Source organism: Streptomyces kanamyceticus, assembly GCF_008704495.1.
Lineage (GTDB): Bacteria > Actinomycetota > Actinomycetes > Streptomycetales > Streptomycetaceae > Streptomyces > Streptomyces kanamyceticus.
In genome coordinates, this window is sequence record NZ_CP023699.1 from 9,011,334 (window position 1) to 9,027,136 (window position 15,803).

At 72.1% G+C, this 15,803-nt stretch carries 3 protein-coding genes; 1 reads left to right on the forward strand and 2 read right to left on the reverse strand.

The genetic code is table 11. The features are described from left to right. Positions 1 to 145 precede the first annotated feature (145 nt). Positions 146 to 1,426 carry a cytochrome P450 family protein gene (locus CP970_RS39165; protein ID WP_224058957.1) on the forward strand — a complete coding sequence of 427 codons (1,281 nt, stop codon included), beginning with the start codon at positions 146 to 148 and terminating at the stop codon, positions 1,424 to 1,426. 101 nt (positions 1,427 to 1,527) lie between these two features. Here the strand turns inward: CP970_RS39165 and CP970_RS39170 are convergent, their stop codons facing one another. Both CP970_RS39170 and CP970_RS39175 read right to left on the reverse strand, forming a co-directional pair. Further along, on the reverse strand, positions 1,528 to 8,586 hold the full coding sequence (locus tag CP970_RS39170; RefSeq protein ID WP_055543469.1) for an amino acid adenylation domain-containing protein: 7,059 nt from the start codon (positions 8,584 to 8,586) through the stop codon (positions 1,528 to 1,530). Further along, entirely contained in the window at positions 8,583 to 15,737 is a 7,155-nt protein-coding gene (locus CP970_RS39175) for a non-ribosomal peptide synthetase (protein WP_150494547.1), read from the reverse strand. Before CP970_RS39175 ends, CP970_RS39170 begins: the two co-directional genes overlap by 4 nt. Positions 15,738 to 15,803: the final 66 nt, after the last annotated feature.

Sequence of the window (15,803 nt, forward strand, 5' to 3'; positions counted from 1 at the left end):
GCCACCGGCCGGGAATCCCGGCACATAGCCGACCAGCGGCCCTGCGTCATCACCCACTCTTTGTTCGGTTCCTACAGCACCCGGCCATGGTCGCTGGCTCAGGACCGCGTCGAAACGGACCACCCGCCCCGGCGAGGATGAGCGGGTGACCACACCCCTGCCCACACCCCGGCACCCCGACGCGCCGCCGACCGCCCTCGACCCGGCGGACCCCGCCTTCGCGCGCGACCCATACCCGTACTACGCACGGCTGCGCGAGCAAGGCCCGGCGGCGCGCGTACCGCTCGCGAACGGCACGCACGCCTGGTTCGTCACCGGCTACGAGCAGACCAGGGCCGTCCTCGCCGACCCCCGCTTCTCGAACGTGCCGCCGCGCGGCGCGGGCCGCCCCAAGAGCGACTCGCCCGCGCAGCGAGCCCGCGCCTGTCTGGCCCGGCACATGCTCAACACCGACGCGCCCGACCACACCCGGCTGCGCAGGCTGACCACCGCCGCGTTCGCGCCGCGCCGCGTCGACACGCTGCGGGCGCGGATCGAGGAGCTGACCGACGGGCTCCTGCGCGACGTCGCCGAACGCCTCGCGCGCGAGGGGAGCGCGGACCTCGTCGACGCCTTCGCCTTCCCGCTGCCCGTGCTCGTGATCGGGGAGGTACTCGGGGTGCCCGAGGCCGACCGGGCGGCCCTGCGCGACTGGACGTACCGGGTCGGCTCGCCCGCCGACGCACTGCGGCCGGGCGCCGTGGACGAGGCGTGGACATCGCTGTACGCCTACTTCGGCGAGCTGATCGCACACAAGCGCCGCGCCCCGGGCCCCGACCTGTTCAGCGCGCTCACGCACGACGCGACGGAAGGCGGCCTGGACGACGGCGAGCTGCTCGCCATGGCGTTCCTGCTGCTGTTCGCGGGCTACGAGACGACCATGAACCTGCTCGCCTCGGCGTCCCTGCTGCTGCTCACGCACCCCGCCGAACTGGCGGCCGCCCGGCGCGACCCCGGGCGCTGGCCCGCCGTCGTCGAGGAGACGCTGCGGCACGCCAGCCCCCTGGAGGGCACGACCTGGCGGCACGCCACGCAGGACGTCGACCTCGGCGACGGCACGCGCATACCGGCAGGGTCCTCGGTCCTCGCCGTCCTGGCCGCGGCCAACCGCGACCCCCGGCACTTCCCCGAACCGGACGCCTTCCGCCCGGGCCGCTACGCGCACGACGCCACGGGCCGTGGCCCGCGCGCCGCACCCCACGTCGCGTTCGGCCACGGACCGCACTTCTGCGTCGGCTCGCGCCTGGCCCGCCTGGAGGCGGCCGTCGCGCTGCCGCGTCTGTTCGCCGCGTTTCCTGGCCTCCGGCTGACCGCGGACGCGGCCGAACTCCCTTACCGCCCGGGCCTGTTGGTACGCGGCCCGCGCAGCGTCCCAGTCGCGGCCTGAGCGCACCCGCTGTGGTCGCCGACCTGCGGGCCGGTGGGGGCTGGTCGCGCAGTTCCCCGCGCCCCTTACGGGGCCCGACAGCTGAGGGGCGTACAGCAACGTCAGGGTGTGGGCGACAGGGCCCTCGCCAGGACGGCCCCGATCCGTTCCAGCGCGTCGGCGCGCAGCATGTGCTCGTGTCGCACGTCGACGCTGTGCTCCGTCACCTCGCCCGCCACGAACGGCGACCAGGCCCCCGCCGATCGCCGGGGATCGTCCGCGGGCCACTCCGCGGCCGACTGCGCGGCGGTGAACAGGAGTACGTCGCCGCCGAACCGCTCGGGGACGAACTTGTCCAGGGCGTCCGGCACCCGCATGAAGATGTCGACGACCCTGGCGAGCACGTCCTCGTCGAGCAGCAGGTCGACCCGCCCCGCGCTCTCCTCGCGCATGAAGTCGATCAGCTGCTCCGCCGTCAGTTCCCGCCCGCCGAAGTCCGCGTCGAACTGCTTGCGGTCGATGCCGACGATCTCCTCGAAGAGCAGGGCAAGCACATCGCGCAGGTCGAGCTCGGGTATCTCCTCGCCTGGCCTGCGGTCGGGCGGGAACGAGTCCAGGAGCGCGAGCAGTTCCACCCGCTCCCCGGCCTTCTCCAGGCGGGTCGCGACGGCGTGCGCGACGAGCCCGCCGAAGGACCAGCCGAGCAGGGAGTACGGTCCCGACGGCTGCACGGCCCGGATGTGCGCCAGATAGTCGTCGGCCATCTCGTCGATGGTGTGGGCGGGCGGCTCCGCGCCGGTGAGGCCGCGCGTCTGGAGCCCGTAGACGGGCCGGTCGGGCGCGACGTGCGCGAGCAGCCCCGCGTACGGCCAGCTGATGCCCGCGGCGGGGTGCACGCAGAACAGCGGAGGCAGGGTGCCGGTGGTCCGCAGAGGAAGCAGCACGTTCAGCGCGTCCCCCGAGGTGTCGCTGTCCAGGCGCCGGGCCAGCGCGGCGGGCGTCGACGCCTCGAACAGGGCCCGCACGCCGAGCTCCACACCGAACACCGCCTTGACGCGGGAGACGAGCCGGGTGGCGAGCAGCGAATGCCCGCCCCTGTCGAAGAAGCCGTCGTCCGCGCCCACGGGCACCCCGAGCACCTCGGAGAACAGCCCGCACAGGAGCTGCTCCTCCTGGCTCGGTGCCGGGCGCCGGGCGGCGGGGGAGGCGGGTGAGGCGAAGTCGGGCTCGGGCAACGCGGCGCGGTCCAGCTTGCCGTTGGGGGTCAGCGGCATCGCGTCGAGGGTCACGTACGCGGCGGGGACCATGAACTCGGGCAGGCGGGTGCGGGCGAACTCGCGTAGAGAGGCGCCGAGTTCACCGGGTGATGAGGGCGCTCCGGCGGCTGCCGCCGGGACCACGTACCCGACGAGCCGGTGGCCTTCGTGCGCCGTGACGACGGCCTGGGCGACATCGGGGTGCTCGGCGAGGACGGACTCGACCTCGCCCGGTTCGATGCGGAAACCCCGGATCTTGACCTGCTGGTCGGCCCGGCGGACGTAGTGCAACTTTCCGTCCGTACCGCGCCGTACGAGGTCACCGGTGCGGTACATCCGCTGCCCCGGGGTGAAGGGGTTGGCGATGAAGCGTTCGGCGGTGAGGGCGGGACGGTTGGTGTAGCCCCGGGCGAGCCCCGCGCCCGCGATGTACAACTCGCCGGTCACGCCCGTGCCGACGGGCCGCAGGCGGTCGTCGAGCACATAGGCGCGGATGTTCCCTACAGGTGCTCCGATCGCCGGGGACGACGGCCAGGCGGAGACGTCGGCGGGCAGTGTGTGCGAGGTGACCACATGTGTCTCGCTGGGACCGTAGTTGTTGCGCAGCCGCCGCCCGGGCACCTGCCGGAAGAACGCCCGCACGTGGGGACTCAGCGTCAGTGCCTCACCGGCCTGCACGACCTCCCGCAGCGCGGGCAGCTCCCGCCCACGTGTGACCGCCGCGTGAGCCAGCGCGTCGATCACCAGATTCGGCGCGAACAACTCGTCGACCCGCTGCTCGTCCAGCCAGTCCACCAAATCCTCAGGGCTGTAACGGACGTCGTCCGGCGGAATCACCAGCGTCTTCCCGAACAGCACCGCGGACAGGATCTCCTGCACGGACACGTCGAAGCTGAGCGCGGCGAACTGCGCGGTACGGGTCGGCCGCGCGCACGGCAGCTCACCGCTGTGCCAGGACAGCAGATTGACCATGGCGCCGTCGGACACCGCGACGCCCTTCGGCCGCCCGGTGGACCCCGAGGTGTAGATGACGTAGGCGGGGTGGAGGGGATTGCGGGTGGCGGAGGCGGGGTCGGTGTCCGGCTGGTCGGACGTGTCGAGGCCCGTGTCGTCGAGTACGAGGACGGGGTGGGCGTCGTCCAGCATGAACTGGATGCGGTCGTCGGGGTATTGGGGGTCGATGGGGAGGTAGGCGGCGCCGGTTTTGAGGACGGCGAGGACCGCGATGACCATGTCGGTGGAGCGGGGCAGTTTGAGCGCGACGACGCCTTCCGGGCCTGCGCCGTGGGTGATGAGGTGGTGGGCGAGCCTGTTCGCGCGGGAGTTGAGCTCCGCGTACGTGAGCTGGGTGTCCTGGTGGATGACGGCTGTCTGGTCCGGGGTGCGGGCGGCCTGTGCCTGGAAGAGCTCGGCGAGGGAGGCCCGGGGCACCTCACGGGCGGTGTCGTTCCAGCCGGAAACGGCCTGTCGGTGTTCCTCCTCGGTCAGCAGGTCGATGTCGCCGATGGGCTGGTCGGGGTCGGTGACGGCTGCGGTGAGGATTCGGCCGAGTCGGGCGGTGAGGGCCTCGACGGTGCTGCGGTCGAAGATGTCGGTGCGGAACTCCACCTGCCCGTCGATCCCGTTCGGGCCGCCGTCGGCCGTCCGGTGTTCGGAGATGCTGAAGGTGAGATCCGTCCGGGACGTGCCCGTGCCCGCGGCGACGGGCGAGACGGAGAGCCCCGGCAGGTCGAGCACGGCGTCCGCGGTGTTCTGCCAGGCGAGCATGGTCTGGAAGAGGGGGTGGTGGGCGAGGGTGCGTTGGGGGTTGAGGATTTCGACGAGGTGTTCGAAGGGGATGTCTTGGTGGGCGTAGGCGTTGAGGTCGGTTTCGCGGACGCGGGTGAGGAGTTCGCGGAAGGTGGGGTCGCCCGAGACATCCGTACGCAGGACGAGGGTGTTGACGAAGAAGCCGACGAGGTCGTCGAGTGCCTCGTCGGTGCGTCCGGCGATCGGGGTGCCGATGGGGATGTCGTCACCGGCGCCCGACCGTGAGAGCAGTGCCGCGAGGGCGGCCTGTACGAGCATGAAGAGGCTGGCGCCCGATCCGCGCGCGAGCCGGACGAGATCGGCGTGGAGGTCGGCGTTCCAGTGGAAGGTGAATGACGCGCCGCGGTGGGAGGCCGCCGCCGGGTGCGGGCGGTCCGCGGGGAGTTCGATCCGTGCCGGGAGACCGGCGAGTGTGCTTGTCCAGAAGTCGAGTTGGCGGGCGAGCGTGCTGTCGGGGTCGGCTGGTTCGCCGAGGATCTCGCGCTGCCAGAGCGTGTAGTCGGCGTACTGCACCGGGAGTGCGGCCCAGTCCGGAGCCGCTCCCGCAAGGCGTGCCCGGTACGCCGCGGCGATGTCGCGCCAGAGCGGCTCCAACGACCAGCCGTCGGCGGCGATGTGGTGCAGGACCAGGACGAGAACGTGCTCGTTGGCCTCGCCGTGCCGCCCGTCCACCGACTCAGGCGTCAAGAGCGTGGCGCGCAGGGGCAGTTCGTTGCTCAGGTTGAAGCCGTGGCGTACGGCTGAGGTGACCGACTCCTCCAGTGCGGGGGCGGAAACGGTCGACACCGTGAGCGTCGGCCGCGCGGCATCACTGTCCAGCACCAACTGGTAGGGCGTGCCGTCGTGTTCGCGGTAGAGCGTACGCAGGCTCTCGTGCCGGGACACGACGTCGGCGAGCGCGTCCTCCAGGGCCTGCCGGTCGAGCGTGCCGGTGAGGCGTACGGCGAGCGGCACGTTGTACGTCGCCGAGGGCCCCTCAAGGCGGTGCAGGAACCACAGCCGGTTCTGCGCGTACGACAACGGAACGTGCTCGGGCCGTATCGCGCGCCCCAACGCGGCCCGCGCCGGACGGGCCCCGCCGAGTACCCGGGCCAGAGAGGCCACCGTCGGCGCATCGAACAGCGCCCGCACGCCCAGTTCGAGGCCGAACGCGGGCCGGATCCGGGACATCAGACGCGTGGCGAGGAGCGAGTGTCCGCCGAGGTCGAAGAAGCTGTCGTCGACACCTACGTGGGGCTGTCCGAGCACGTCGGCGAAGAGGGCACAGAGGATTTCCTCGGTGGGTGTGCGGGGTGCGCGGGTGGTGGTGACCTCGAAGGCGGGGTCGGGGAGGGCGTCGCGGTCGAGTTTACCGGTGGTGGTCAGCGGGAGTTCGTCGAGGACCATCACGGTGGCGGGGATCATGTGGGCGGGGAGACGGGACCGGGCGAAGTCGCCTAGGGCGCTCGTGAGTTGCGCGTGGTCTGTCGCGCTCATCGGCACGACGTAGCCCACGAGCACTTCGTGGCGTACGGATACGGCCGCCTGGGCGATGCCGGGGAACGAGGCGAGTGCGGTCTCGATCTCGCCGGGTTCGATGCGGAAGCCGCGGATCTTGATCTGGTGGTCGGCGCGTCCCGCGAATTCGAGTTGGCCGTCGGTGCGTCGGCGGGCGAGGTCGCCGGTGCGGTACATGCGTTGCCCTGAGGCGAAGGGGTTGGCGGTGAAGCGTTCGGCAGTGAGGGCGGGTTGGTTGACGTAGCCGCGGGCCAGACCGGGGCCCGCGAGGTAGAGCTCGCCGGTGACACCGGGGGGCACCGGTCGCAGCCAGGTGTCCAGGACGTAGGTGTGGATGTTGGGGATGGGATGGCCGAGGGAGGGTTTCCCGGCCGGGGCGGTGAGGGTGGCGCAGACGGTGGCCTCGGTGGGCCCGTAGGCGGTGGTGAGCTGCCGTCCGTCAGTGGTCCACAGACGGGCGAGGTCGGGCGGGCAGACCTCGCCGCCGGTCAGGACGTGCTGCAGGTGGGGGAGTTGGTGGGGGGTGAGGGTGGCGAGGAGGGAGACGGGCAGCGCGACGTGTGTGGCTCCGGTGTGGTGGAGGGCGGTGGTGAGTTCGTCTCCGGCGAGTTGGCCGGGGTTGTCGAGGATGAGGGTGGCGCCGGTTCCCAGGGTCATGACGAGGTCGCAGACGGCGACGTCGAAGCTGGGGGAGACGGCCTGGAACACCTGGGCCCCGGGGCCGAGGCGCAGGGCTTCGGCGTGCGCGGTGTGGAGTGCGGCGATGCCGGTGTGGGTGACGGCGACGCCCTTGGGCCGTCCCGTCGTGCCGGAGGTGTAGATGACGTAGGCGGTGCCGGCCAGGTCCTGTGCCACGCACAGGTCGGTGTCGTCGTACTCCAACGCCTCGATGGGCCCGTCGACGACGATCGCGGGGCGGGCGTCGTCGAGCATGAACCGCACCCGCTCGGCGGGATACCCGGGGTCGACGGGCAGGAACGCCGCGCCCGCCTTGCCCGCCGCGAGCGCGGAGACGACGAGGTCCACGCCGCGGGGCAGGCGCAGCGCGACGACATCGTCCACGCCCGCGCCCCGCTCGCGCATCCACCGGGCGAGCCGGTTGGCCCGCGCGTTCACTTCGGCATACGTCAACTGGACGTCCCCGCAGGTCAGGGCGGTGCCGTCCGGAGTGCGCGCCACCTGCGCGGCGAAGAGTTGCGTGATGGTCAGTGCGGGCAGGTCCCGCCCGCTGTCGTGCCATCCGGCAAGGGCCTGCCGCCTCTCTTCCGCTGAGAGGAGGTCGAGTCCGGTCACCAGCTGGTCGGGCTCGCTGATCACGGCCCGCAGCAACCGCTCGAGCCGCGCCGCGAGCCCCTCCGCCTTCCCCCGGTCGACGACGTCCGGACGGTGGTCGAGCCGCAGCACCATCCTGCGGCCGGGTACGACAGCGAGGCTGAGCGGGTAGTGCGTGGCGTCGTGCCCGCTCGCGCCCGAGACACGCAGCCCGTTGAAGACCGGGTCGTCGTCGCTGTCGCCGAGGGGGTAGCTCTCGAAGACCATCAAGGTGTCGAAGAGCTCGTTGTGGTCCGTGAGGCGAGTGATCTCGGTGAGGCCGAGGTGGTGGTGCTCGGCGAGCTCCGCCTGTTCGGTCTGGAGACGTGTGAGCAGAGCGGCGACGGTCTCCGTGGGGCGGAGCCGTACCCGTACGGGCAGGGTGTTGATGAAGAGCCCGACCATGCCTTCCACACCGGGGAGCTGCGGCGGCCTGCCGGACACGGTCATGCCGAAGACCACGTCGTCACGGCCGGTGAGCCGCTGGAGCAGCAGGGCCCAGCAGCCCTGCACGACGGTGTTCGGCGTGAGCCCCCGGCGGCGTGCGAAGGCGGTGAGGTCCGCCGTCAGCGACTCGGGCAGGGGGTGGTCGAGCCGTTCGGGGCGGGCGGTGTCGTGTGCGGAGTCGGCGGGTTCGGCGGCGGCGTGGTCGGCCTCGGCGCCCCCGACCAGCGTCGGCCCGTCGACACCGGCGAGCGCCGCACCCCACGCTGCCGTCGCCCGCGCCGGATCCTGCTCCCCGAGCCAGGCCAGATAGTCGCGGTAGGGAGTCACGGGCGGCAGCCCGGAGTCGTCGCCGTGGTGCTCGTAGAGGTGGAAGAAGTCCCGGTACAGGACCGGCAGCGACCAGCCGTCGAGCAGGATGTGGTGCGCCGTCAGGGCGAGCCGGTGCCGCCGCTCACCCAGGCGTATGAGCGCGAAGCGGAGCAGCGGCGGGTCGGCCGGGTCGAAGCGGAGCGTCCGCTGCTCGGCCAGGATCCGGTCCAGCGCGTTTTGCTGCCCGTCCCCTTCGAGGCTCCCGAGGTCGGTCTCGTGCCAGGGGACGGTGACCTCGGCGGGGATCAGCTGGACGGGCTGCTCCAGGTCCTCGTCCCAGAAGCCCGCGCGCAGGTTCGGGTGCCGGACGAGCAGGGCGTCCGCGGCGCCGCGCAGCGCCTCGGTGTCGAGCGGGCCCGCCAGGTCGAAGACGGCCTGGAGGACATAGACGTCGGCGCGGTCCTCGTCATAGCGGGCGTGGAAGAAGAGGCCCTCTTGCAGGGGAGCGAGCGGCCATACGTCCACCAGTTCCGACAGTTCCGACTGCGTCACTTGCGATTCCTCCACGCTGCTTCGATCTTCGACAACTGGCCGCGGCCCATTTTCACCAGGGGCGCCTGTGGCTCTGTTTGAGGTGCCGGTTCAGCGGGTGCTGCCGGTTCCGTCGGTTGCACGCGTTCGGCGAGCGCCGCCACGGTCTTGTGCAGGAACACGTCCCGGGGCGTGATCACATAACCGGCCGCACGAGCCCGGCCGACCACCTGGATCGACATGATGCTGTCGCCACCCAGGTCGAAGAACCCGTCGTCCACACCTGCCTCGACCCCGAGCACCTCGGTGAACACCTGGCAGAGGGCGATCTCCGCAGGGGTGCTCGGCGCGCGGGACGCGGGCGCGGGGGCGAAGTCCGGCGCCGGGAGCGCGGCACGGTCGAGTTTTCCGTTGGCGGTCAGGGGGAACGCGTCGAGCGTCACGATCGCGGCGGGGACCATGAACTCGGGCAGCCGCGCTCGGATGAACTCCCGCAGTACTGCGCCGAGTTCAGTGGCAGCTGTGTCGGAGGAGGAGGACTCCACATACGCGACGAGCCGTTCACCACCCCGGACCACCACCGCCACCGCCTGCCGTACCGCCGGATGCCCGGCCAGCGCCGACTCGATCTCACCTAGCTCGATGCGGAAGCCGCGCAGCTTCACCTGGTCGTCGGCGCGCCCCACGAAGTCGATTCGGCCGTCCGCGCGGCGGCGCACCAGGTCGCCGGTCCGGTACATGCGCTCGCCGGGCCCGCCGAACGGGCAGGCGACGAACCGTTCGGCGGTCAGGGAGCCACGACCCGCGTACCCGCGTGCGAGACCGGAGCCCGCGATGTACAACTCGCCGACGACACCGGCCGGCACCGGTGCGAGCCGCCCGTCGAGCACGTACACCTGGGTGTTCGCGATCGGTGTGCCGATGCCCGGCGTCTCGTCCTCCACGGTCGCCGCCGTCGACCAGATGGTCGTCTCCGTGGGCCCGTAGACGTTGAGGACGCAACCGGCGCGCTTGGCCAGCGAGATCGCCAGGTCCTGCGGCAGGGCCTCGCCGCCGACGAGCACGCTGACCCCGTCGAGTCGTACGTCCGTCGCCGTCAGAGCGCGCCAGAGGCTGGGAGTGGCCTGCATGACGGTGGTGCCCGACCGGGTGAGGAGCGCGCCGAGTGCCTCCGGATCGCGGACGGTCCCGCGCGGCGCGACCACGACGCGGGCGCCGCTCACCAGCGGGACGAACAGTTCCAGGCCCGCGATGTCGAACCCCGTCGTGGTGACCGCGAGGAACGTGTCGCCCGCGCCGAGACCGAGGCGGTCGCGCATGGCCACCACCAGGTTCAGCAGGGCCTCGCCGGGCACGGTGACGCCCTTGGGCCGTCCCGTGGAGCCCGATGTGTAGATGACGTACGCGGGATGGAGTCCATGGCGCCGCACGGGCCCCACCTCGGCCCCACCCGCGTCTCGGCTCTCCGCCTCGTCGGCCTCGTCGGCCTCGTCGGCCTCGTCGGCCTCGTCGGCCTCGTCGGCCTCGTCGGTCTCGTCGTCGAGCGAGTCCAGGACGACGACCGGCCGCGCGTCGTCGAGCATGAACCGGATGCGCTCCTCGGGATACTCCGGATCGATGGGCAGATAGGCCGCGCCGGTCTTGAGCACGGCCAGCATCGCCACCACGAGCCCGGCCGAGCGCGGCAGCCGCAGCGCGACGAGCCGCTCGGGTCCCGCGCCGCGCGCGATGAGCGAGCGCGCCAGGCGGTCGGAGCGCGCGGCGAGTTCGGCGTACGTCAGCTCTACGTCGCAGAAGGCGACCGCCACCGCGTCCGGGGTGCGCCGCGCCTGTGCGTCGACGAGTTCCGGTACGGACGATGACGGCAGGTCGAGCGCGGTGTCGTTCCCCGCGGTGAGCGCTTGGTGGCGTTCGTCGGCCGTGAGCAGGCCGATGGCGCCGACCGGCAGGTCCGGGTCGTCGGTGACGGCAGCGAGGAGGCGTCCGAGCCGCCCGACCAGGGCCTCGACGGTCCGCCGGTCGAACACGTCGGAGCTGAACTCCACGAACCCGTCGATGGTTCCCTCGGCCGTGTTCTGCGTCAGGTTGAACACCAGGTCCATCCGGGCGGTGCTGGTGTCCGTCGCCACGGGGGACGCGGTCAGCCCCGGCAGGCCGAGCGCGGACCGCGCGGTGCTCTGCCAGGCCAGCATCACCTGGAAGAGGGGATGGTGGGCCAGGGTGCGGGACGGGTTGAGCACGTCCACCAGGTGTTCGAAGGGGACGTCCTGGTGGGCGTAGGCGTCGAGGTCGGTTTCGCGGACGCGGGCGAGGAGTTCGCGGAAGGTGGGGTCGCCCGACACGTCGGTGCGCAGGACGAGGGTGTTGACGAAGAACCCGACGAGGTCGTCGAGCGCCTCGTCCGTACGTCCCGCGATCGGCGTACCGATCGGGATGTCGTCACCCGCGCCCGACCGCGAGAGCAGCGCCGCGAGCGCCGCGTGCACGACCATGAACACGGTCGTGCCGCTGCGCCGCGCCAACTCGGCGATCCGCGTGCCCAGTTCGGCGTCCCAGTGGTACGTCAGGCTGCCGCCGCGGTACGAGGCGATCGCCGGATGCGGGCGGTCCGTCGGGAGTTCGATCCGTTCGGGGAGTCCGGCGAGCCGCTCCTTCCAGTGGCCGAGCTGCCGGGCCAGCGGGCTGTCCTCGTCGGCGCTGTCTCCCAGGAGTTCGCGCTGCCACAGCGTGTAGTCGGCGTACTGCACCGGCAGCGGCTCCCACGCGGGCGCCGCGCCGCCGAGCGAGCGTGCCTCGTAGGCGGTGGCGAGATCGCTCCACAGGGGCGCGAGCGAGGAGCCGTCGGCCGCGATGTGGTGCACCACGAGGGCCAGGACGTGCTCGTCCGGCGACAGCTCGATGAGCTCGGCGCGGACGGGAACTTCGGCGCCCAGGTCGAAGGCGTGGCGCACGGCGGAGGCGACCGCCCCGTCCAGCGCGTCGGCGTCCACCCGGCGCCTGCGCAGGGCGGGCCGCGCCGCGTCCGGGGCGAGAATGTGCTGGTACGGCGTGCCGTCATGCTCGCGGAACACGGTCCGCAGGCTCTCGTGCCGGTCCACCACGTCCGCGAGCGCGGCCTCAAGGGCGGCACCGTCGAGTGCTCCCGTCAGCCGTACGACCAGCGGAATGTTGTACGTCGCCGAAGGGCCGTCGAGGCGGTACAGGAACCACAGGCGCTTCTGCGCGAACGACAGCGCGAGCCGCTCGGGACGCGACGGACGCGACACCGGGAGCAGCGCCGGCCTGGTCCGGCCCGCGCCTACCCGCTCGTCGAGCACGCGGGCGAGCGCCGCCACCGTGGGTGCCTCGAACAGCGCCTTCACGCCGAGCTCCGCGCCGAACGCCGAGCGGATGCGCGACACCAGCTTCGTCGCGAGCAGGGAGTGCCCGCCACGATCGAAGAAGCTTTCCTCCACGCCGACGTGCGAGGTGCCGAGGACATCGGCGAAGAGCGCGCACAGGACTTCCTCGGCCGGGGTGCGCGGCGCGCGGAACGAGGGCCCCGCGATGAACTCGGGTACGGGCAGGGCCGCTTTGTCCAGCTTTCCGTTGGAGGTCAGCGGCAGCTCGTCGAGGACCATGACGGCGGCGGGCACCATGTACTCCGGGAGCCGCCCACGCACGAAGTCCCTCACCGAACCCGCGAGTTCGACCTCCGAGGCGTCCGTCGAGGAATCCCTGACGGCGTAACCCACCAGTACATCGCTGCCCGCCCGCGCCACCACGGCGGCCCGGGTCACGGCCGGATGCGCCGCCATGACGGCCTCGACCTCGCCGGGCTCGACCCTGAAGCCCCGGACCTTCACCTGGTCGTCGGCGCGTCCGGCGAACTCCAGCTGCCCGTCGGCACGGTGGCGCACCAGGTCACCGGTGCGGTACATCCGCTGCCCGTCCTCGAAGGGGCAGGCGACGAACCGTTCGGCGGTCAGGGCGGACCGGCCCGCGTACCCGCGTGCGAGACCGGCACCGGACACGTACAACTCGCCCACCACACCCGCGGGTACGGGCCGCAGCCCGCCGTCGAGCACGTACACGCGCGTGTTGTCGACCGGCACGCCGATCGGCACAGGACCGGGTCGGCCCCCGGCGGACAGCGGCGCGCTGATGGTGACGCAGACCGTGGCCTCCGTGGGGCCGTACGCGTTGATCATCGTGCGGCCCGCCGACCAGCGCGCGGCCACCTCGCGCGGGCACTCCTCACCCGCGACGACGAGGACACCGCCCGACGGGAAGTCCTCCGGTGCCACCACGGGGAGCAGCGCGGGAGGCAGCGTCATGTGGGTCACACCCTGCCGGACGCACAGGGCCCCGAGCCGGTCGGGCGCCAGGTCCTCCTTCGGCGCCATGACCAGTGCGGCTCCGGAGAGCAGCGCCATGCACAGCTCCCACGCCGCCGCGTCGAAGCTCACCGAGGCGAACTGCAGGACCCTGCTGTCGCCCGAGACCCCGAACCGTTCGATCTGCGTCGCGGACAGACTGCCGATGCCCGCGTGCGTGACGGCCACACCCTTCGGGCGTCCGGTCGAGCCCGACGTGTGGATGAGGTAGGCCGGATGCGAGAGGTGGAGCGGGCGGACCCGCTCGGACTGGGTGAGGTCGGCATCGGCGAGGTTCTTCGCCGAAGCGTCGTCCACGCGGACGAGGGGAATGCCCAGGGGCCCGGCCGAAGAGCCGTCGGGCAGGGCCGTGTCGCCGCTGGTCACCAGGCACACCGGCGCCCCGTCCCGCAGGATGAACGCCACCCGGTCCGACGGATATCCCGGATCGACGGGCAGATAGGCGCCACCGGCCTTGAGCGTGGCCAGCAGCGCCACGACCAGTTCGGGCGAGCGGTCCAGCAGTACGGCGACGGTCGCCTCGGGACCCACACCCTTGGCCACCAGATGGCGGGCGAGCCGGTTGGCCCGCGAGTTCAGCTCGGCATACGTCAGCTCGGTGTCGTCGAACACCAACGCCACCGCGTCCGGGGTGCGTGCCACCTGCGCCTCGAACAGCTCGGGCAGGGTGTGGCCCGGCAGTTCGCGTGCCGTGTCGTTGAACGTGGTGAGCAGCTCGCGGCGTTCCGTGCCGCTCAGCAACTCGATCGCACCGACCGGCAGTTCGGGGTCGGCGACCACGGCGGCGAGCACCCGGTGGAGCCGCTCCACCAGCGCCACGACCGTCGCCTCGTCGAACACGTCGGTGCTGAACTCGACCACCCCGTCGAGGCCCGCGGGATCCCCGTCGCCCGCCCTGCTCTCCGCGATGCTGATCACGAGGTCCATACGGGCGGTACCCGTCCCCACGGGAGCGGGCTCGACGGCCAGACCCGGCAGCGCGAGCCCGACATCGGGCGTGTTCTGCCAGGCCAGCATCACCTGGAACAAGGGGTGGTGCGAGAGGGCGCGTGCCGGGTTCAGCGCCTCGACGAGGAACTCGAACGGCACGTCCTGGTGCGCGTACGCGTCCAGATCGGTCTCCCGAACCCGGGCGAGCAGGTCACGGAAGGTGGGATCGCCCGACACGTCCGTACGCAGGACCAGCGTGTTCACGAAGAACCCGACGAGGTCGTCGAGGGCCTCGTCCGTACGTCCCGCGATGGGGGAGCCGACCGCGATGTCGTCACCGCCGCTGGACCGGGCGAGGAGCGCGGCGAGCGCCGCGTGCACGACCATGAACACGGTCGCGCCGCTGCTCCGCGCCAACTCCGCGAGTCCCGCGTGCACATCGGCGTCCCAACGGAAGGGCAGTGTGCGGCCCTGGTAGGAGGCGACCGCAGGATGCGGCCGGTCGGTGGGCAGTTCGAGCCGCTCGGGCAGACCCGTGAGCCGGGTCCGCCAGTAGCCGAGCTGCTCGGCGAGCACGCTGTCGGGGTCCCCGCCGTCGCCCAAGAGCTCGTGCTGCCACACGGTGTAGTCGGCGTACTGCACGGGCAGCGGCTCCCACTCCGGAGCCGCGCCGTCGCGCGAGCGTGTCTCGTACGCGGCGGCCAGGTCGCGCCAGAGCGGTTCGAGCGACCAGCCGTCGGCCGCCACATGGTGCAGGACGAGTACCAGCGTGTGCTCGTCCGGCGCTGACGTGAACAAGGTGGAGTGCAGGGGGAGTTCGGAGCCGAGGTCGAAGGCGTGCCGTACCGCTGATGCCACGGCGCGGTCGACCTCCCCGGCGGCGACCGCCACGGCGTCGAGCGCGGGAACCGCGGAGGCGGCGTCGAGCACCAACTGGTAGGGCGTGCCGTCGTGTTCGCGGAACACGGTCCGCAGGCTCTCGTGCCGGGCGACCACGTCCCCGAGGGCCGCCGCAAGGGCCTTCCTGTTCAGCGACCCTGTCAGCCGTACGACCAACGGGATGTTGTACGTGGCCGAAGAGCCCTCGAGCCGGTGCAGGAACCACAGCCGGTTCTGCGCGTACGACAGCGGAAGCCGCTCGGGCCGCTCCGCCGCCGCCAGCGCCAGACGGGCCCGCTGGGCGCCCGAGAGCAGCCTGGCGAGCGCCGCCACGGTCGGCGCCTCGAACAGCGCCCGCACACCGAGTTCCACACCGAACACCGACCGCACCCGCGACACGAGGCGCGTCGCGAGCAGCGAATGCCCGCCCAGGTCGAAGAAGCCGTCGTCGACCCCGACCGTGCGCACACCGAGGATCTGGGCGAACAGCCCGCACAGCAGTTCCTCGACCGGCGTCCTCGGCACCCGGGACGTCGCCGCGGCCAGGAACTCCGGCACCGGGAGCGCGGCCCGGTCCAGCTTGCCGTTGACCGTCAGCGGGAACTCGTCCACGACAAGAACCGCGGCCGGGACCATGAACTCGGGCAGCCGCGTGCGCAGATGCTCGCGCACCGAGGCGGCGAAGGCGCCGATGTCGCGCGACAGGGCCGGATTGTTGGCCCATGTCGCCGGGTTCTCCCCGGCGCCACCCGCACCGGGCCGGTACAGCCCTTCGACGACGACGCCCTCGGCCACCTCGGCCATGTTGGCCGAGAGGAACACCGCGTCCAGAAGATCCTCGGACTCCGCCGACCAGGTGAGCACGGTCCGGTAGCCCAGGCTCTCGCCGATCCGGTGCAGCTCCTCAGGATCGACACCGGGCCCGTCCGTCTCGGCGAGGGTGCGCAGCAGATCGGCGGGCGCGTCACCGGCGGCGAGTCGACGCACGGCGGAGACTTCGGCGGTGAGGCGCTTGTTGGGGATGCCGTTGACGCGTACGGCCGGGCTGTTGTT